This window comes from Pseudoalteromonas sp. A22 (genome assembly GCF_018141345.1).
GTDB lineage: Bacteria > Pseudomonadota > Gammaproteobacteria > Enterobacterales > Alteromonadaceae > Pseudoalteromonas > Pseudoalteromonas maricaloris.
Window position 1 is genome coordinate 1196833 of the sequence record NZ_CP047237.1, and the last position, 19282, is coordinate 1216114.

Here is a 19282-nt window from a genome sequence, read left to right on the forward strand (position 1 = left end):
GTTATTGATTCGCAACCGTAAGCTCTACCACTTCTTTCTTGGCCGATATTCGATTTATCAATAGTACATCGTTATCGTTAATATCGGTGAGATAGTCAACACTGGTAGGCACTTCACCGAGTATAGTAAACGACGTCTTGTCCAGATCATAGGACCAAAGTTGATTGTCTTCATTGACGCCATATATCCCATTGCCGCGCATTACAAAAGATTTTCCTCTGCCGCCTTGATTGTTTAGTGCACTGATCCGCTGAGGTTCAACAGCGCCGATTTGCCAAAACTGATCAAGTCTATCCTTATACACAATTTTACCGTGTTCACTTTCAAGTGCCCACAGCACAGGTTGCTGCGTCAGTATTTCAAACGATTGTTGAGCAAAGTCATAAGCAGCTAACTTCATTTCTCCCTTTACCCGAATCTGTGTTAGCGCACGTTGTTTTGCACTTTTCCATTGATATAAGCGTAAAACAGGGTAGGCGTGCGGGTAAGATGTCAAGCTGCCATCTAAAGCAATTCGCGTCAGTACACCACTGGCACTGACCAATATGCTTTGGCCATCCTCAGCCCAGTGGATCCCGCGAACAAAAGTATCTAAGGGGAAGTTAGTCAGTTGTCGCGTGTTATTGCCATCGCTTAACCACACCTGTTCAGTACCAGAGCGCTCTGACCAAAATGCCACTAAATCTCCATCAGGCTGAAAGACAGCATAATCTTCACCAAGGTTGGTTCGCGCAAAGCTGGTGTATGTTTGAGCGCCTTGTGCTAACTGTGTCAGCGGTAATTTGACGATATCGCTGTCGTAAGGCCCTTTGATCATCAGTACACTTTTGCCATCAGGACGAAATTCAGGCTGTCTCATTCGATCTGAAAACGGCAATTGAATTTTACTCACAAGTCCTTCATAAGTCAGACTAAATAGCTGACGTCCGGTACTGAAAATCAATTGCTGGTTGAGTGGGTCAAAACTTGGGTAGATATCGTGAAATTTAGTAATTTCCGGCGGCAGCTGGATCTGATGGCTAGAGATCAACTCACCGTCGGGTTTTAGCATATCAATATAATGTAGGCCATCGGCATGAATACTACTGACCGCGATTAAATCATCTTGAGGGGAATAAGCGTAATCAATCAACGTCCCGTCTTCTACGGTATAAAGATCGACACCGCTGTCGTCATCAATGGAGTAATTGATCAGCTTCCAGCGCTCGCCTTGTTTTTGCTTCAATACCACATTGCCATCGTTCAGCCAGATAGGCTTATCAACCACTGAGTTTTTACACTGGAGAATAACTTTTGGCTGCTGAGGGCTTTTCAATGCTTTAGTAAAATCGAGTGTTACAAGGTCGTAGCAGCGCTTTTGTGTAACGGGCTCGCTACAAGCGTCGGTGGCCAAAAACAGTAACTGCTCACCATCTTTTGAGAAACTATGCCTGCCGTATGCTCCAAAGCGCTCTGTGAGCAGGATCTCTTGCTGGGTATCCGCCTTTTTTGCCCATATCTTATTATCGCAAAACTTATCTAAATAGCGGTGAAAAACGATGTATTGACCATCTGGGGAATAGCTTGCATCAAATTCTTTATCGTCAGTTGCGGTCAATGAGCGCAAAGTATCAAAGAACAGTGGTGAAGGTTTTTTGATGGAAAAATATTGATAACCGATAGCCCCAAGCAAAATAGTGAAGGCAAGTAAAACAAACACATAAGGACTGAGATTGTTTTTATTCTGACTTTGATTGAGGTGTTTATCTTGTTGCATTTCAGGTTCAGGGGTTGGCATCACCTCAAGTTGCGGCTCAGTATTCGTCCGCTCGTTCGTTTGCCCTCCCCAACGTACTTCACACTCTAAGCTATACCCTTTTTTAGCATGCGTTTGGATGTAACCTTGCACCTTACCATCATCCCCAAGCGCCTTTCTCAATTGCGCAATACTACGCTGCAAAGTATTAGGAGAGACCACCGTATCTGGCCATACTGTATCGAGCAAGGTATCAAGGCTCATCACTTTGCCTTGATTCTGAGCCAAGCAAGTGAGTACTGCCAGGGCCTTTGGTGCAAGCGTTTGACATTCATCTTGGTGTGAAATCTGGTTACGTGATAAATCTACAAAAAAATCACCAACCCAATATTGTTCTACCATAAATCCCCAATGTGCCTAGCGCACGCACTAACCACGCCAATTATTATAATTATCAGTATAAGGATAAACTTGAAGCAATCGAAACTCAACAACATAACCACTTGATAGAAATAGTTTTTTATTTAAAAGTCACAATTCAGCACAACATCATGTAAACGTCATGCATTTTTGTTCTCAGCTGCTAAGTTGCCAGTACGAGATACTTATTCACTAGTCTAAAAATAACATGAAAGAAGGAAATGTGTGATGAAACGTTTGCTGTTTATGCTGATATTACTCCTATTCTGTAGCTTGCTACATGCCAGTGAAGTACCGCAATATGCGATGCCCGGAACACAAGTTGTGCCACTAAAAGATATCACTACCGGCCATCAATATGAACTTTATATCAAGCTGCCTGAGGAATACTCAAAAGATAAAAGCTATCCTGTACTCTACTTTACCGATGCGGTATGGCATATCGAAGCATTGTCTTCGGCAACCTTCTTTTTGTTCGATGAAGTGATCCTCGTTGGTATCTCTTGGCGGAAAAATATCAACACCACACAGCTTCAAGAAGAAGGCCCTTTTGTTAGCCGTTACGCTGATTATTCTTTTACAAAGTCAAAAAACAGTGAACAACAGCACAAGTACCAATTTGGCCAAGCCAATGCCCACGCGGCCTTTATTCGTAATCAAGTTATTAAGTATGTTGAAAGCAATTACTCGGTAAAGTCCAATAGTCGCAGTTATTTTGGCTACTCTCTCGGTGGACTATTTGGCGCCTATATACTGCTCACCCAGCCAAATACCTTTGACAACTATATGTTAGGCAGTCCATCTGTTAGACAACTGGATGCGCTAAAAACACTCTCTAGCTCCAAACAACCACTCAAAGGGAAAGTGTTTATCTCTGTTGGTACAGACGAACATAAGTTAGCACCGCAAATCGACGCATTTATCGACTATCTAAAAAGCACGCAAAGTGACAGCTTATCACTGCACAAGACAATGCCCGATGGCACACATCAAACCGCTTTCCCTGAAACCGTAATCCGTAGTATCAATTGGTTAAAATCTATTTATGGGAGTAGTCAACAATGAAATTAGCACCGATGTTTCTTTTACTAACGATTGTTGCTTCTCTCAGTCATCGAGCTTCGGCACAAGACGAATTCCCGATACTGGAAGGTCCTTTAATGGGACAAAAACCTCCTGGATTAAAAGCAGAACCTTTCGCACCTGGAATTATCTCTAAGTCGGGATGGGAGCTAGAAGGCGTATTTGCTCCAAACATGAAAGAGTTCTATTTCACCTTAGACCGTGGTGTATACAACACTGAAAATAAAACTGGATTTCGTCCAACTGTCATTGGTTTTCGACTAATTAATAATAAGTGGGAGAAATACACTGAGTTTCCTCGTGCCGGAGAGGTAAGCTTTTCACCAGATGGTAAACGCATGCACATGGCAAAAAAATACAAAGACAGAGCAGGTGATGATTGGTCTGAACTTACCAGCCTGGGAGTCATGTTTGACCGCCCTGAATGGGGGATAATGCGATTGTCCGCTTCCGCAACTGGAACCTATGTATTTGATAATTTTAAGCAAATAAATACGGTTAGAATTTCAACAGTAAAAGATGGTATGCGCCAAGAGCCAGTACTTTTAAGCAGTGAAATTAACTCAGGGAAAAAATCAGCACACCCTTTCATAGCGCCAGACGAAAGCTATTTAATTTGGGATAGTGAACGTGAGGATGGTTTTGGTGACTCCGATCTGTATATCAGCTTTAAGCAACCTGATGGAATATGGGGACCTGCAATAAATATGGGGGAAAACGTTAATTCAGATAAGTGGGATGCTTATGCAACGGTCACCTCAGATGGCAAATACCTGCTGTTCAACCGTGCTGTTGATAAAGCAAATAACAACGTCGACATCTATTGGGTGGACGCTAAAATCATTGATGAAATTAGAAACAAAAATCAATAAAAACAAAATCTTAAATATTTCAATAATGTAATCCTTAGCGTATGTGATAAATGCCTATTTCTCACATATACGGAAGCTTTGTCTGCCTCCATACCTGCGTTCGCTTTGGTAAAATACTGCCAAAGCGAACAAACCTTACCGACTGCTTGCTTTTTATTCAGCTTCAGACCAGAATAAATGTAACCAATATTAGTTACTTACTTAAATGTAACCAAATTAAGTTACCTTTATGACATCAATACCTCAAGGTGCGGTGATCACAGCAGACATTGTCGGCTCACAATCGCTGTCACAACTACAACTTACAAGGCTGCAAAGCGAGTTAAAGGATTACTTAGCTGAAATCGCGACTGCGGAGCAGGGCTATTATAGTTTTTACCGCGGCGACGGTTTTCAGCTTGTGTTGCCAGATGCGACGAAACTGTTCAATGTAGCATTACAGCTACGGTTGTTTTTAATTAGCCGACATAGCGATGCCAGACTCAGCCTCGCGGTCGGTGAAGTTAATATCACAGCAGCAGATTTATCAACCGCAACAGGTGCTGCGCTGGTACTTGCAGGCCGAGGGTTGGACGCAATTGGACAAGCAAGACTCAGGTATAACAATGGCAGCAATGCCCACTTTGCACTAAATCTGGCATTTGTGGATTTATTACTTTCGAACTTAACCCAAAAACAAGCAGAGGCCGCTTTCATTCATATTTCACACCCTAAGTTGAGCCATGCCGATATTGCAAAACAACTCAACACCAGTCGGGTGAACGTGACTAAATTACTCAATAGCGCGCACTACACTTTATTAGATCAATTTTTAGCAATTGCACGCTCGCACCAATAGTCGAATGCTCAACACTTACATATCACGAGGTGGACTTAATGAACGAATGGCAAGTATTGTTATTGTGGTTAGTAATAGGCCACACAATCACTGACTTTTACCTCCAACCTATGAGCTGGGTGCATGACAGAAATACCCGCCACTATAAGTCCATCAAGTTGTTGTGGCATAGTGTGGCGCATGGCGGGGCTGCACTTGCAATCATCCTACTTTGGCAGTCGACTTTGTTTTGGGGAGTACAGTGGAATGCGCTGCTCTTTGCGCTAGCGGTAGGTATTAGCCACTATTGTATCGACTTAGCTAAATCCTATTCTAGCAAAGGCGTTATTCCTTTTGTGCTAGACCAATGTGCACATATCACTATATTAGTGGCCGTCACTTGGCAAATTGCAGAGCCTGAGATTGCCCTCAGTGCCTTTACCAAGCCTTTTGCCAATGTCCAGCTGCTAATATTGGTTGTGGGCTATTTAATGGTATTGCATCCTGCATCGATATTCACCAGCATGCTGCTTGAGCGTTGGCAACTCAATAATTCAGCTCTTGATAGCCTGCCGCAAGCAGGAAGTTTAATTGGTCAACTTGAACGTGTATTACTACTGAGCTGCGTGTTACTGGATAGCTGGGCTGCTATCGGCTTTATTCTCGCCGCTAAATCGGTGTTTCGCTTTGGCGATCTAACCCAAAGCCAAGACAGAAAGCTCACCGAATACGTGATGTTGGGTACGCTTGTTAGTGTGTTGCAGGCCCTTGTGGTCGGCGTCTTAATCAAACCATTTATGCCCATTCAATTGTAATTTAATCAATTCCACGCCTTGACATTTAATCTAGGGCCTGTGTATCTTTCAAGTTTGTTTTTGCAGCAGTTTGATTGGTATTTATACAAGGCAGAGCCTGCGTAGCATAGTTATTCTATGTGAGTCAGGCGATAACACAGTAGAAATGCTAATCAAGCGCTGCCCTTTGGGTTCACCTGAGTGCGCTTTGTTCATTGTTGCTCAACTTTTGCCTAGATTACTAGGCGGCAAGTCGAGCGTCGCGACCAAAACACACTCAGGAGAACAAAAGTCAAACAGCAAAGATCAACAGGCCCTTGTGCCTGCAAAATAAACGTAGGCACGATCTATCGCTAATTATTTGCCTCTATTCGTTTTATTTCCTCATTAGGAGCTGCCATCACAATGAATAACTAAGCCCTTTGTAACTGACGAACTTATTATTAATTTCCAGTGCAAGGCTTATGGTTATCTTTGGGGCTTCTCAGACCAATCTATAGACTCTTTTTCTGTTTTACTTTTTACGGCTTTTACGAGTCTTTGTGCCTTTAGCCTTTTGCACTGCTGCGACTAGGAGCAGAATGATGCCTTGGATACAGGTAAAGCAAGCAAGCTTGACGCTTGCAAATGGTCAATGTTTATTTTGCGATGTCGACCTAACAATAGAGCGACAATTTATTGCGATAACAGGCCCAAATGGGGCAGGAAAATCACACTTACTCAAAGCCCTATCCGGTGAACAGCCTCTAACTTCGGGCGAGCGCCAAAGTCATGGGAAATGCTTTTATCTCCCACAAGATGCAACTAACCGCTTTACCACCGTTTCTGAACTACTCGGGCTTAAAGAGAAGCTAGCAGCACTGCATCGAGCCCATCAGGGATTAGCCTCTGAGCACGATTTTGACTTAATCTCAGATGATTGGCAGTTAGAATCAACTTGGCAAGCAACACTTGCACCGCTAGCACTCACTTTGGAAACCCCCTTTACAAGGCTTAGTCCAGGAGAGCGAATGCGTGTTTATATTGAGATACTACAATCTCAGCCTGCAATCCTATTACTGGATGAGCCGAGTAATCACATGGACAGCGTCAATAAGCACTGGCTAGCTGAGCGACTAAAGCATCACAAGCATGGTGTGGTTGCCGTCACACACGATCCTATTTTATTGGACGCAGCCGACCATATACTGCACATAAAACAGGGGGAGCTAACTCATCACTCGCTTGGATTTGACGCCTTTAGAGAAACGCTACTTCAAACTCAAGCTCGACAAAAACAACAACACTTGGCAAATCGCGCGGCACAAAAAGCACTTAAACAAGCCATAATTGCAGCGGATCTGCAACATCAAAGGCAAGCCAGTAAAGGAAAAGCACAAGTGCGTGCTGGTAGCCAAAGTAAACTAGTTACTGACTTTAAGTCAGACAGAGGAAGTAAGCGTCATGCCGGACAAACCCATAAAATTCAGCAAGCTCAAGATAGGGTTAAGAAAAATGCGGTTTACTATCGAGAAGACAAACAGCAGTTTCATTTTAACTCAACTTTTCGAGCAAAAGAAAAGATCCGCTTATGTGAAGCCGAACTGTGCTTTGGACCGGAAAAGACACTGAACCTTTTTACGGATACAACACAAAAGCTCAGGGTAATTGGAGAAAATGGCATCGGAAAATCGACCTTGCTTAAAACCCTTGCAGGTAAGCTAGAGTTAAAGCGCGGAGAAATCCAGCGCCCAACAACATCTGTTTACTTAGATCAGCATTGCGCTTGGCTTGAGCATGGCCCTTGCGTTTTAGATATTGCCGAGCGCTCACTTGACACGCCACATCATAATTTAATCACCAGCTTTGCAAGCGTTGGTCTGAGTCTAGATAAGATTTCAGGACCTATCACGAGTCTCAGTGGTGGCGAGAGAATGAAAGCGGCCATCGTGCTGGCAGTGCAACTGCAAGGCTTTTTACTGCTTGACGAGCCGGATAATCACCTCGACCTCGAAGCACAAGAAGAGCTTGCTGCCATGCTTAATCAGCTTCCTTGTGGATTTATACTTGTCTCTCACAATGAATATTTTTGCACTCAGCTTACCAACATAAAAGTTCTACCGCTGCGTGGTCAATAGTCATAGAAGGAAGAAAAGGGGGAGGAAGGAACGCCTCCCCCTTTGAGCACTTAGTGGCGTCTCTGTTATGACCACTAAATTAAATGGGCTGAGACGACTGCACGTCTCAAACCACATGGGGACGATGGGTTAAAGCGGTAATACCTCGAGGGTAGTGACATAGCTGCCGGCACGTTTTGTGGCGGGTGCTTGTGCTTTGTCGTCTTCATATTCCACTTCAAACCAATACATGCCTGGCTCAGATAGCGTTAGCGTCACTTCACCTTTGGCATTTGTTGTATATTTGCTTGGTTGACTGTTGTCACGGTACTTTTCATCTTGACGTACCACAATCATTTCTGCCCCCTTCGCAGGCTCACCATCCATCGTATACTGCAGGGTAATTGGTTCACCGGTGTACAAATCATTAGGGTGAGTAACCGAGTTTAGCTCTAGCCCTTTGCCGGTTGGCTTAAGCGCAGTGTTATTTGGTGCGCCCAAAGTTACAAATACTTCTAATCGTCTTGCAACGTCGGTCACACTTAAATCTTTTGCCGTTTTTGGCACTTCTTTGTTAAAGGCTTCTACTGAGCCAATTTTTCCGCGTCCTGGCCAGTAATGCTTTTCACCGTTTTCATCAGTCCAGCGCGCCACCAGTGAGCGACTTTGGTTAAACACTTTGTAAGTGCCTTGCTGATTGAGCTCAATGTCAAACACACTACGATACTTAAGTTTTGCGGCGTTCTTAAGCTCGACCTTGCTACCAGAAGGGGACAGTGCAGATAAACGTTCTAGTGGATAAGCATAATGATCTGGGTTAAAGATCCCATTGGCGATGGCAGCATCAAACGTGATCCATTCGCTATCACCAGACACCACGGTGGTACTTGGCTTTATCCATACCCGGTGTGCTTCGCTTAACGGGCTATATGCGGCTAAGGCAACTAAGACACCAGAAACTAACGTTGAAATTTTCACGATTAAGGCTCCATTGTTAAAATTGTTGTAGCGAGTTCAGATTTACCTTCTGCAATCACAGTGACAGGCGCAGTGATAGGTAAGGTCACTGACAGTTTCAATACTTCACGACCTCCAAGCTCACGAGCAGCCTCCACAAACAGCGTGTATTCACCCGCAGGTAAAGCTTTAAACTCATCGCGCCAAGGGGTTAAATCAATCTTTGCCGTACCTGGACGCCTTGTCGCACCAGTTACGCCATCTACAGGCATGGATAGGCTACGGCCGCTTCTACGCCACCAAAGGCGTAAGTCTTTTAGCCACTTTTCACCTTCTTTATCCGCCATATTAACGTCATACCAAACGGCAATATCGGCAACTCGCTGTTGTTTGCTGTCTGCCAGCCATACTGCGACATAAGGAGGGTGATATTCCGCAACGTTTAAACGCGGGATCGTGATTTCAACTTCATCAGCTTTAGCGTGCGCGGGTACCATCAGCACCAAAACAGGTAATACAAAGCCTGCTGCGACGAGCGGCCAGGTCGACTTTCTTCCTCGAGAATGCTTGTATAAAAGCCATAACCCTGTGAGTGAAAACACTACACAAGCTACTGAAAACACATCAATAAACATACGCCATGCAAATCCTGTATTACGTCCTTTGTGAAGATCGTTAAGGTATGATACCCAACCACGATCCGTGATCTCTTGATAAAACTCACCGCTATCAAGGGCGATGCTAAACCAGCCATCGCCACCTGCTCTCGGTAGCGCAACATACAATTCGTACTCGCTCCACTGCACTTGCTGTAGTGCAGGTAACGCCGCGCCTGTGTGTGACTGATACCAAGATTGAAAGCTGTGTGGCAGCGCTGTCTGCTCTGCCGCCGCGTTAAGCTGGGTCAACAGAGCACTTGGCAGCACCGCTTCTTTGGCATATGTAGTAGGTGCAGCTTCTATCTGGCTTGCGTGATTTAAGGTGATCCCAGTCACGGCAAATAGCAGCATTCCCACCAAGCACACGGCTGAACTCATCCAATGCCAAGTGCGCCAATCAAACAGCTTTTTAAATCGCCGATTCGACGACTTAGCCGCTGAGCGAACTCGTGTCATTAAAAGCTCCACGCCAATGAAGCCCAATAGCGACGACCATCTTCAAAGTAGCCGTATTCTGCTTCAGTAATTTCTTCATCGAAAAGGTTGTAAATCCCAAATCCAAGCTTAATCGCTTCGTTCAGCTGATAATTTGCACCTAAATCAGTTAGGTTGTACGAAGGTGCGACTAAGCTACTTTGCGAAGGCCCTGTTACAGGCTGGCTTTCTTCACCACGATAATGGAAGCGTAACCACGTGTTTAGCTCATCAGAATACTGATAATTAAGCGAAGTTTGGAACAGATGTTTAGGTAACTGGTTTAATGGGCTACCAGCATACACTCCGGTTTTTTGCTCCGAATCTGTGTAGGTATAGTTTGCGCTAAGCTTTAGTTTTTCCGTCAATTGACCCGAGAAGCTAATTTCACCCCCTTGGGTTACGGCTTCATCAACATTGACATAAGTTGTCGGTAACGAGCCAAACTCGTTAGGGCCGTCCGTACATTGAGTTAGTGGGCATGAAACCCGTGAAATTTTATCGTCAAACTCGTTATAGAATACCGTTGCTGAGGTGCTGATCCCTTTAGCAAGCTCAACGTATACGCCTACCTCGTAATTAATTGAGGTTTCAGGGTTTAAGTCTGGATTACCATAAATATTACCACCACGACTCACTTGGCCCCACGCCGCAGTGCTTTGACGCAAGTTCGGCGCCCTAAAGCCGGTTGAGATCCCACCTTTAACGGTCACCACGTCTGATGCAGTATAAACACCGTATAAACGCGGGCTAACATGGCCGCCAAAGTTACCGTCTTTGTCGTAGCGTAGGCCCATAGTTAGGGCAAATGGCTCAACGATGCGCCACTCATCCTCAGCAAATACCGACCATTGATCGTTGTCGACTTGCTGCAAATCACTAATGCGGTTACTGGTTTTGTCGGTCAAGTCTTCATTGAGATAAGCAACACCGATTGAGCTAGTATGAGACTCGCCAAGCGGTAACGTCCAAAGAGACTGGAAATCTACGTTTTTAACCGTCATCTCACGGGATTTATTGTCAAACTCTTCATGTTTTAAGTAACTACGAGAGCTACCAAATGACCAGTAACCGTTATGCGTCAAAGAGATTGACTCACTATCGTATTCGGTTGTGGTGGACTCAGGACAGCCTCTGCGGCCACACGGCTCACCTGGCGCAAGCATTGCGACCGTTTTACCTAGCGTGGCATCAAGCGTTTGTGAAGCAATACCATAATCCAATAACCATTCGTGTTCATCTGATGGTGTATAGGCCAGTTTTACCTTCAACGTGTCGGCATCGCGACCTCTAAAGCCAGACACGATTTCGTCTTCGTCTCTGTGCGTAGTTTGGCCGTAAATTTGTACCCCTAAGGTATCTTTGATTAGCGAGCCGGCAGCAAAGAAATTAGCCTGATAAATATCACCTGAGCGACTGTTTTCTTGGCTGGTTGCGTCAACTCTGACTTCTCCATGCCACTCGTCAGGCGTTTTTTTAGTGATAATGTTAATTACACCACCAATTGCATCAGAGCCATACAGCGAAGACATAGGTCCGCGCACAACTTCGATACGTTCGATGGCAGCAACAGGAGGCGTCCATGCACCTTCAACACCAGGGCCGTCACTATTTGGCCGAGTCTCACGCGAACTTTGTCTTTGCCCGTCGACTAAGATAAGCGTGTACTGACTGCCCATGCCGCGAAGGCTAATATCTTCCCTGTCTCCGCCTCCAGTTACTACAACTCCGGGAACATCTGTCATGGCATCGGTAAGATCTCGATAAAATCGCTGCTGAAGCTCCTCTTGATTGATAACGCTAACAGACGCCGGTGCATTTTTTAGCAGTTGCTCAAATCCAGAAGCGGATACGACGATCACTTCCACCTCTTCTTTTATTTCTGATTTTGCATCACTTTGTGCAAGTGAGGAAAAAGGCAGGGCTGCAGCAACAGCTAAAGAGAGTGGCGCCAAACTACGACAGGCCATCAACATCGAGAAACCTCCATGATAGAATACAAGATAAATAACAATTATTTTCATTTGTAATGGTATGATGATTGCGTATTTTGGAGCAATGCGGTTTTTCTTAAAGGTATTTTAAGCAGGTCTTAACAATGAATCAGAAATTGACTCGCGGACTTAAAGTGTTCGCAAAAACAGTAGAAGCTGGCAGTATGAGTAAAGCCGCTGACTTATTGCATATGACCACCTCGGCTGTCAGCCAGCAGATCAGCAAATTAGAGCAAGACATAGGCCTAAGTTTATTTAATCGAAATACTCGTAACCTCACGCTCACAGAAGCGGGCTCTATCTATTACAAATCCGCGATACAAATACTGCAAACCGCAGAGCAAGCGGAGCATGAACTCGAGTTATTACAACATACGCCTTCTGGCATATTGAAGATCTCTGCCCCCATCGGGTTTGGAGGAGGGCTACTCAGTAAGCCACTGCGCTACTTGAGTGAGCAGTTTCCACAAATAAAAGTCGATTTGATCTTAACAGACGAACCCATTGACATCATTACTGAAGGAGTTGACTTAGCTATCTGTATAGGCCCTTTACAGGACTCAAACCTTATTGCCCGTCACCTTGCTGACTGGCAACTAATCCCCTGTGTCAGTTGCCATCATCCACTGGCACAACTCAATATATCGCACCCAGACAGCTTAGCGCCTCACGCCTTGATTGGTCATTCGAGTAGTAAACAAAACCCTTACCATTTGAGCCACCAACAAACCCACCAGCAAATAGCGCTGCCGGCAGCGCGCTTTATGGTGAATAATATGCAGGCTTGTATTCAGCTCACCCTAGATGGCATTGGCTATGGGGTATTACCTGAACCAGAAATTAGGCACCACCTTTCATCAGGGAGGCTAAAACGGCTATGTTCAGAGTGGTCATTACAAAAATATAGCGTTTACGCCGTGACGCCGCATCGCGATACCGTTGCGGCAAAAACAACCGCTGCCATTGAAAGCCTAAAAGAGTGGTTTACCCAAGTTTCCAACGACAACCAAGTGTTTGTTGGCGACTTTAGTTTTATCTAAGCTTCGCTCAGTTGAACTTTGGTAGTTAATAAAAGATGGCGAGCCATATAGTTGGCTCAGAAGTGTCTGTATAACTTACTTTATGCTTTTGATGTGCGGGAATATTAAGACTATCACCCGCCTTTAAGGTTACTATTTTACCATCATCAAAAGTCAACTCACCACAGCCCTTTAATACCAATACCCATTCGTTTTCGTCTTGATCGTAATATCCAGAGCTTGGCGAGGTATGACCGTTTGATACTATCCGTTCAATACGAATATTTGGACGAGACAGCACCGTTTCAAAAATTTCTTCGGTTACATCAGCTGGAATACCTTTTAGAAAGTTCATAAGTTTGAAACTTGGGCCTAGCAATTAGTCAAGGATAGAGAAATAATTTGCCGCAACAGCACATCCGTTTATCTGGTAACGGCAAATTGGGAGAATGGTACAACTTGATCTGTAGAAATGTTCAATACGTCGTTCTCAATCTTTCAAAACAATCCATCAGGCGATTGGTGAAAAATCCCCTAACTTAAGCGACTCCACTCGGACTTCTTACCCAGTTGTACAGTCACCATTAAAGTTACACAATTTAACAATGTTTGTAAAACAAATTTTAACATTAAATAAACAAGAATGAACTTACTAAAATCCTTTAAGTTCCACACGCCAAGGAGGATCCAGTCGATTTTCACCAGCCCAGTATAATTTGATCTTGTTCCCTGCGGGGTCAAACAGTATGGCTTCTCGCCACAGATAGCGCTGCTCTGTAGGCAGTTGCTCAAATACGATACCCCGGGCCTCAAGCTCAGTGACCCACTCATCTAACTGTTCATGCTCAAAGTAAATAACCGCACCATTCTTGATGGGAGGCGTTTCTAAAGATAACGAGAAGGTTGCATTACCTTCAGGGCATTCAAATCGAGCATAGTGAGGTGTATCAACAATTTGAGTAAAACCTAGCGTTCGATAGAATTGACAAGCTGCATCCATATTATCAACGGGCAGGGTAACTTGGTTAAGATTCATAATCATCATCCTTATAACAATACTGAATCATTGTGCCTTGTAGGCAAAAAAATACCAGCCTAGGTTAGGCTGGTATTACAATCATCACATCTTAATGCGAGTTATAAATCAAATGTTCTCGACACAGAAAGTACGATACGTTCATCAGCCGTATCCCAATCTAAGCTCGTGTTTTCAGCCGCCACTTCAATATCAAACCCTTTAAATGCAGTTTGGTAAGCAAGGCGATAGTGATTGTAAGACTTATCGTTACCATCCCACGTATATTTATCGCCATCCAATGAATTGGAAATATCAAAGCTTGCTCGTAGTGCATGACCTTCTGCAATTTCAAAAGTATGTGCTACCATCGCAATAGTATGACCCGCTTCAGTTCCGAAATAATCCCAGCTGTACCAAAAATTAAACTCAGTTTGGCCAAACTCACTCGCGTAACCAAACTTAGTATAGATCTCTGGGTAGTTACCATCGCTTGAGTTGTCACCACCATGATAAGAATAGTAAGCAATACCATAGTCAAGGCTCCAGCTTTGGTTCAGCTCGATAAAGCGGCCAACATAAAAGTCCCACTCTAGATCCGTGTCATCACCAAAATCGACGTTAGACGCCCAGCTCCCAGCATACACGCCATTAGCAAAGGCTTTATCGATGCTGCCTTGTAGAGCTGGATCATTTTGCGTTTGACTCACACCGTTAAAGGTATAGTCAGATGCACCTGTAAGCGTTGCAGACCAGTCTGCCGCCGCATAGTTAGACGCGAGTACAAGTGGGAGTGCACAAAGTGTTTTCTTTAAAGTTGTCATGTAGTTGTATCCCTAGTTTACTGATTCAATTTTGCTAAAGTCGATAAGGTTGTCTTTTGGCGAGCTATCAATCTTGCTCACGGTTTTGTATTTGCTATATGCAATGTAACCAAAACATGAGAAGAACAAGCCTATGACTAACGCACCAACCCATTGGATCTGTAAAAAGTTTAGTTTAAATAACAGCGTAAGCAGTGATAACGCCACGATATTAAATAAAATATAGTTTCTTTTTCCCAAACGGCTAACCGTGAGGTTTAGGTTGTCTGTATATAGGCGGATCAAAGAGTCGAGTGAATTAATTACAAACACCACGCCAACAAAGACCATTGCAAAGTTTTTAATACCCGCAGTTGGGATCCCAGCCTCATGGTAGTGATAAAGCACACTAAACCATGCTGCGATTGGAATAGATGGGAAAATCAACATCGCCGCTAGCACTTGATAGGTTTTCAAACCACCGACAAAACGCGATGTAAATTGCCCAATCATGATACTCCACGCAAACCACCAGAATAGATAGAACTCGTGATAGTCATTCAGTGGCAGCACAAACTGATCTAAATTAGTAAAATAGCCACCGATCAGCGCCAAGTTGTTGGTATAACTCGACATTGCACTGTCACCAAAGACAAATGCTGACGCCCACATAAAGGCAATTAAACCGATAAAGACCCAAGTTGTCGTAATGCTTAAAAAGCGCACGTACTTCAGGCTGGTGCTTGAATAAACCGCAAAAGCAATCGCCGCAAACACTATCAAATAGAAACTAGGAATAACCGACTCACCGTCGCCTAAGCTTGGCAAATACCAAGGTAGATTAGACAACAATAAGAATGCGGTAAACGCACAAGTACCGATAATAACTAGGTTATTAATGAATTTAACCCAAGGAATTTCAAAGAATTTCACTTTGGGCTCTATTACGCAGAAATAAAAGCACGTAAGAAAGTAGAACCCCCAGATTAAAAACCCCCAAAAGCCAAACTCTATGGCCAGCGGATTAGTAAATGCATACTCTGGGCTTGCTTTTATGTCTGCGTAACCCGCAAACTCCGTAAGCGGAAACATGATGAGGCCAACATCTAGGCCAGAAGTAAATAAGATTGCAATAAAAGTGAACGTTTTAACCGGTGTAACACCAACGCACTGTAAATTCCCCCACTTCAATAAAATAAAGGCAATTGCCAATAGGGTGAAAATGATGCCTGCACTAAGCCATACTGTCATTGTCACCCTCCCAAAATTGATAGAAGTAACTCATTTTTTCTCCGTTGTTTTTATTTACATTATTCCCGCATTAATGCAGTGCAAACGATTTGCACTGCATGCCACTGCAGGTCTCATATGGGGCACGAACTTTCCCATACGAGTGGCGAAACTAGATCTCCGAACTACGTTGAACCTGTTGCCAGTTTTGTGTCATAGCAACATTTGCTCCCTCAGCGGCAAGTGGCGAATTGCCTAAAATCATATCCGCTGCTTTTTCCGCGACCATAATAGTCGGCGCGTTGAGATTACCGTTTGGAATGGTCGGGAAAATAGATGAATCCACAACGCGTAGCCCCTTTACACCGTGCACACGGGTTTGCGAGTCTACAACCGCCATTTCATCCTCACCCATTTTGCATGAACAAGAAGGGTGATAAGCACTTTCTACCGCTTGACGCACAAAGGCATCAATTTCTTCATCGGTTTGCACTTGCTCACCAGGTTGGATCTCGCTCTGCCTAAAGTCATCAAACGCACTTTGCTCAATGATTTCACGCGTGCGTCGCACACAAGCTCTAAACCCTTCGATGTCTTCTTGTTCAGCTAGGTAATTAAACTGTATTTTAGGCGCCACCGTTGGATCTGCTGACTTAATCGTTACTTCACCACGGCTCTTTGGTTTATTGTGGCCGACATGAACTTGGAACCCATGACCATCAAAGGCACTTTTACCATCGTAGCGAATGGCCGCAGGTAAAAAGTGGTACTGAAGATCTGGCCACTCAACGCCTGCTTTCGAACGAATAAAGGCACAAGATTCAAAGTGATTGGTCGCGCCAAGACCTGATTTATCAAGCAACCATCTTGCACCGATCAAACCTTTAGAAATTAACCCCAGCTTGCCGTTTAAGGTGATGGGCTGCTTACACTTGTATTGGAAATAAAACTCCAAGTGATCTTGAAGGTTTTTGCCCACTCCGGGTAAATGGTGTTTTACTTCAACGCCTGCGGCAGTCAAAGCCTCTGTATCACCAATGCCAGATAACTGTAATAAATGTGGTGAACCAATTGAACCTGCACTTAGGATCACTTCCTTCGCTGCATTCGCTTTTTTCAGGTTTCCTTTTACACTGTATTCAACGCCTGTAGCGGTTTTGCCATCTAACAGTGCTTTTTGTACCAAGGCACCCGTGACTATGGTGAGGTTACTGCGATGTTTAATGGGGTCTAGATAGGCTCGGCTAGACGAGCAACGTTTACCGTCTTTTACGGTCATATGCATCGGCCCAAAGCCTTCTTGCTGCTCACCGTTATAGTCTTTGGTAAACGCATAACCCGCTTGCTCACCAGCGCTAATAAACGCACGATAGAGCGGGTTTGCCATTTCATTACCATTATTGGTGCCAAGCGGACCTTGCTCACCACGGTATTCATCGCCACCTAAATACCAAGATTCAGCGCGCTTGAAGTAAGGCAAACAAGACTGATAATCCCAACCTTGTGCACCACTGTCTTGCCACTCGTCAAAGTCTTTAGCATGACCTCGAACGTACACCATGCCATTGATTGACGATGAGCCACCAAGTACCTTGCCGCGAGGACAATGCATAACGCGATTGTCTAAGTGCGGCTCGGGCTCAGTATGGAACTGCCAAGCATATTTATCGGTATTCATTGGAATAGATAGCGCGGTTGGCATCTGAATAAAAATACTCTTATCACTACCGCCAGTTTCGAGTAGTAGCACTTTGTGCGCTGGATTTTCCGATAGGCGGTTTGCAAGCACACAGCCAGCAGAACCCGCACCTACAATAATATAATCAAAATCAGTCATCATACTCCTCGATTAAAATGGACTTTCAATATCGCTCATACCAACATACACAGACTTAGTCTGGGTATATTGATCTAGCGTCTCGATGCCATTTTCGCGGCCAATGCCCGACTGCTTATAGCCTCCCACTGGCATTTCAGCGGGTGAGTTGCCATAACTATTGATCCAACAAATACCAGCTTCTAGCTGGTGGATGACACGGTGAGCACGTTGAATATCTTTACTAAACACACCTGCAGCCAAACCTAAGTGGGTGTTGTTTGCACGTTGAATGACTTCTTCCTCGTCATCGAATACCAATACCGACATCACTGGGCCAAAGATCTCTTCTTTCACTATGGTCATGTCATCATGACAGTCGATAAATACGGTCGGTGCGACAAAGTAGCCGTTTGGCGCCGTTTCAGGACTAAGTGCCTCACCACCGGTCAGTACGGTTGCGCCTTCAGCTTTGCCTTTTGCAATGTAATCCATCACCAGTGTGTGATGCTGCTTTGAGATTAGGGCGCCAAGATTTACGTTTGGATCGAGCGGATCGCCAGCGATGATATTTTGTTCGGTACGCTGCTTTAACTCAGCCAAAAAGGCGTCGTAAACCTTACGCTGTACAAATACGCGTGTGCAGTTGGTACACACTTCACCTTGAGTGTAGAAGTTGCCCAACATCGCGGCACTTATCGCTTGAGAGATATCAGCATCTTCAAAGACGATAAGTGGTGATTTGCCACCTAGCTCCATCGTCACTTCTTTTAAATTGCTTGCCGCACTTTGCATTACTTTTTTGCCAGTACCCACTTCACCGGTGAACGATACTTTTTCAATATCAGGGCTGGTAGTTAGCCATTGGCCCACCTCAGCGGCACCTTGTACCACATTGAATACGCCCGCGGGGACGCCGGCTTCAATAAAGATTTCGGCCAGCTTAATCGCGCCAAGTGGTGTTTCTTCCGATGGCTTAAAAATGAGGGCGTTACCAGCGGCAAGTGCAGGGCCTGATTTCCAACACGCAATTTGCAGTGGATAATTCCACGCGCCAATGCCTGCACAAATCCCCAAGGGCTCTTTACGAGTATAGAAAAAGTCCCCTCCCACTGGCTGCTGAGTGCCAACTTGAGCGGGAGCCAACCCTGCAAAATATTCAATCACATCAGCGCCAGTTTGAATGTCTACACATTCAGCCTCTTGCCAAGGTTTACCTGTATCTAACACTTCAATCTTAGCAAGCTCATCATTGCGCTCGCGCAACAGAGATACCGCTTTATGTAAAACACGACTACGCTCAATTGGCGCCATCGCTGACCATAATGCAAAGCCCGCTTTAGCACTTTCAATCGCAGCTTGCTGAACATGACTGTCAGCAACCTCTACCTCATAGATCACTTCATCCGTTGCTGGATTTTTTACTGCAAACTTTTCGCCTGAGTGGTTTGCCAAGAACTGGCCATGAATAAAATTTTGATATACAGGGACTGTCACA

At 44.5% G+C, this 19282-nt stretch carries 16 protein-coding genes; 6 read left to right on the forward strand and 10 right to left on the reverse strand.

The genetic code is table 11. The features are described 5' to 3' along the window. Nucleotide 1 precedes the first annotated feature (1 nt). The gene (locus tag GSF04_RS04885) at nucleotides 2-2137 is read right to left on the reverse strand and encodes a winged helix-turn-helix domain-containing protein (protein WP_211856897.1); all 2136 of its coding nucleotides are present in this window, start codon (nucleotides 2135-2137) and stop codon (nucleotides 2-4) included. Nucleotides 2138-2383: 246 nt separating this feature from the next. Here GSF04_RS04885 and GSF04_RS04890 point away from each other — a divergent pair, with 246 nt between their 5' ends. The 5 genes from GSF04_RS04890 (at nucleotide 2384) to GSF04_RS04910 (ending at nucleotide 7838) form a co-directional block, all read left to right on the forward strand. Further along, on the forward strand, nucleotides 2384-3220 hold the full coding sequence (locus tag GSF04_RS04890; RefSeq protein ID WP_211856898.1) for an alpha/beta hydrolase-fold protein: 837 nt from the start codon (nucleotides 2384-2386) through the stop codon (nucleotides 3218-3220). Continuing rightward, complete coding sequence (locus GSF04_RS04895) at nucleotides 3217-4110, forward strand: PD40 domain-containing protein (RefSeq protein ID WP_211856899.1); 894 nt, start codon at nucleotides 3217-3219, stop codon at nucleotides 4108-4110. Before GSF04_RS04890 ends, GSF04_RS04895 begins: the two co-directional genes overlap by 4 nt. 229 nt (nucleotides 4111-4339) lie before the next feature. Then, on the forward strand, nucleotides 4340-4948 hold the full coding sequence (locus GSF04_RS04900; RefSeq protein ID WP_211856900.1) for a hypothetical protein: 609 nt from the start codon (nucleotides 4340-4342) through the stop codon (nucleotides 4946-4948). A 38-nt stretch (nucleotides 4949-4986) separates the two neighbouring features. Continuing rightward, nucleotides 4987-5742: a DUF3307 domain-containing protein gene (locus tag GSF04_RS04905; RefSeq protein WP_211856901.1), complete on the forward strand. Its 756-nt coding sequence runs from the start codon at nucleotides 4987-4989 to the stop codon at nucleotides 5740-5742. Nucleotides 5743-6302: 560 nt separating this feature from the next. Beyond that, the gene (locus GSF04_RS04910) at nucleotides 6303-7838 is read left to right on the forward strand and encodes an ATP-binding cassette domain-containing protein (RefSeq protein WP_249122348.1); all 1536 of its coding nucleotides are present in this window, start codon (nucleotides 6303-6305) and stop codon (nucleotides 7836-7838) included. Nucleotides 7839-7967: 129 nt separating this feature from the next. Here the strand turns inward: GSF04_RS04910 and GSF04_RS04915 are convergent, their stop codons facing one another. The 3 genes from GSF04_RS04915 to GSF04_RS04925 are packed head-to-tail and all read right to left on the reverse strand — an operon-like array spanning nucleotide 7968 to nucleotide 11883. Beyond that, the gene (locus GSF04_RS04915) at nucleotides 7968-8795 is read right to left on the reverse strand and encodes a DUF4198 domain-containing protein (RefSeq protein ID WP_211856902.1); all 828 of its coding nucleotides are present in this window, start codon (nucleotides 8793-8795) and stop codon (nucleotides 7968-7970) included. Nucleotides 8796-8797: 2 nt separating this feature from the next. After that, nucleotides 8798-9889 carry a PepSY-associated TM helix domain-containing protein gene (locus GSF04_RS04920; RefSeq protein WP_211856903.1) on the reverse strand — a complete coding sequence of 364 codons (1092 nt, stop codon included), beginning with the start codon at nucleotides 9887-9889 and terminating at the stop codon, nucleotides 8798-8800. Then, nucleotides 9889-11883: a ligand-gated channel protein gene (locus tag GSF04_RS04925; RefSeq protein WP_211856904.1), complete on the reverse strand. Its 1995-nt coding sequence runs from the start codon at nucleotides 11881-11883 to the stop codon at nucleotides 9889-9891. The genes GSF04_RS04920 and GSF04_RS04925 overlap by 1 nt, the downstream gene beginning before the upstream one ends. Before the next feature lie 122 nt (nucleotides 11884-12005). Here GSF04_RS04925 and GSF04_RS04930 point away from each other — a divergent pair, with 122 nt between their 5' ends. Further along, nucleotides 12006-12941: a LysR family transcriptional regulator gene (locus GSF04_RS04930; protein WP_039495368.1), complete on the forward strand. Its 936-nt coding sequence runs from the start codon at nucleotides 12006-12008 to the stop codon at nucleotides 12939-12941. Between the two features lie 25 nt (nucleotides 12942-12966). On the opposite strand, the gene GSF04_RS04935 is transcribed toward GSF04_RS04930, so the two are convergent. From GSF04_RS04935 to betB, 6 genes are all read right to left on the reverse strand, one after another. Beyond that, the gene (locus GSF04_RS04935; RefSeq protein WP_211856906.1) at nucleotides 12967-13275 is read right to left on the reverse strand and encodes a cupin domain-containing protein; all 309 of its coding nucleotides are present in this window, start codon (nucleotides 13273-13275) and stop codon (nucleotides 12967-12969) included. A gap of 297 nt (nucleotides 13276-13572) precedes the next feature. Next, a complete protein-coding gene (locus GSF04_RS04940; RefSeq protein WP_211856908.1) occupies nucleotides 13573-13956 on the reverse strand; it encodes a VOC family protein in 384 nt (127 codons plus the stop codon). Between the two features lie 101 nt (nucleotides 13957-14057). After that, on the reverse strand, nucleotides 14058-14759 hold the full coding sequence (locus GSF04_RS04945) for a TorF family putative porin (protein ID WP_130165587.1): 702 nt from the start codon (nucleotides 14757-14759) through the stop codon (nucleotides 14058-14060). 12 nt (nucleotides 14760-14771) lie between these two features. Beyond that, complete coding sequence (locus GSF04_RS04950; RefSeq protein WP_211856910.1) at nucleotides 14772-15989, reverse strand: BCCT family transporter; 1218 nt, start codon at nucleotides 15987-15989, stop codon at nucleotides 14772-14774. Between the two features lie 151 nt (nucleotides 15990-16140). After that, nucleotides 16141-17808, reverse strand: coding sequence for a choline dehydrogenase (gene betA / locus GSF04_RS04955; RefSeq protein ID WP_211856912.1), 1668 nt, complete (start codon nucleotides 17806-17808; stop codon nucleotides 16141-16143). Between the two features lie 9 nt (nucleotides 17809-17817). Further along, entirely contained in the window at nucleotides 17818-19281 is a 1464-nt protein-coding gene (gene betB, locus GSF04_RS04960) for a betaine-aldehyde dehydrogenase (protein WP_045988596.1), read from the reverse strand. Nucleotide 19282 lies beyond the last annotated feature (1 nt).

Bases quoted from the DNA above. Each gene is read 5' to 3' on its own strand.
- GSF04_RS04910 (WP_249122348.1), top strand. From the start codon at position 6,303: ATGATGCCTTGGATACAGGTAAAGCAAGCAAGCTTGACGCTTGCAAAT.
- GSF04_RS04905 (WP_211856901.1), top strand. From the start codon at position 4,987: ATGAACGAATGGCAAGTATTGTTATTGTGGTTAGTAATAGGCCACACA.
- GSF04_RS04935 (WP_211856906.1), bottom strand. From the start codon at position 13,275: ATGAACTTTCTAAAAGGTATTCCAGCTGATGTAACCGAAGAAATTTTT.
- GSF04_RS04930 (WP_039495368.1), top strand. From the start codon at position 12,006: ATGAATCAGAAATTGACTCGCGGACTTAAAGTGTTCGCAAAAACAGTA.
- GSF04_RS04925 (WP_211856904.1), bottom strand. From the start codon at position 11,883: ATGTTGATGGCCTGTCGTAGTTTGGCGCCACTCTCTTTAGCTGTTGCT.
- GSF04_RS04895 (WP_211856899.1), top strand. From the start codon at position 3,217: ATGAAATTAGCACCGATGTTTCTTTTACTAACGATTGTTGCTTCTCTC.
- GSF04_RS04890 (WP_211856898.1), top strand. From the start codon at position 2,384: ATGAAACGTTTGCTGTTTATGCTGATATTACTCCTATTCTGTAGCTTG.
- GSF04_RS04950 (WP_211856910.1), bottom strand. From the start codon at position 15,989: ATGACAGTATGGCTTAGTGCAGGCATCATTTTCACCCTATTGGCAATT.
- GSF04_RS04940 (WP_211856908.1), bottom strand. From the start codon at position 13,956: ATGAATCTTAACCAAGTTACCCTGCCCGTTGATAATATGGATGCAGCT.
- GSF04_RS04945 (WP_130165587.1), bottom strand. From the start codon at position 14,759: ATGACAACTTTAAAGAAAACACTTTGTGCACTCCCACTTGTACTCGCG.
- GSF04_RS04900 (WP_211856900.1), top strand. From the start codon at position 4,340: ATGACATCAATACCTCAAGGTGCGGTGATCACAGCAGACATTGTCGGC.
- GSF04_RS04920 (WP_211856903.1), bottom strand. From the start codon at position 9,889: ATGACACGAGTTCGCTCAGCGGCTAAGTCGTCGAATCGGCGATTTAAA.
- betA (WP_211856912.1), bottom strand. From the start codon at position 17,808: ATGATGACTGATTTTGATTATATTATTGTAGGTGCGGGTTCTGCTGGC.
- GSF04_RS04885 (WP_211856897.1), bottom strand. From the start codon at position 2,137: ATGGTAGAACAATATTGGGTTGGTGATTTTTTTGTAGATTTATCACGT.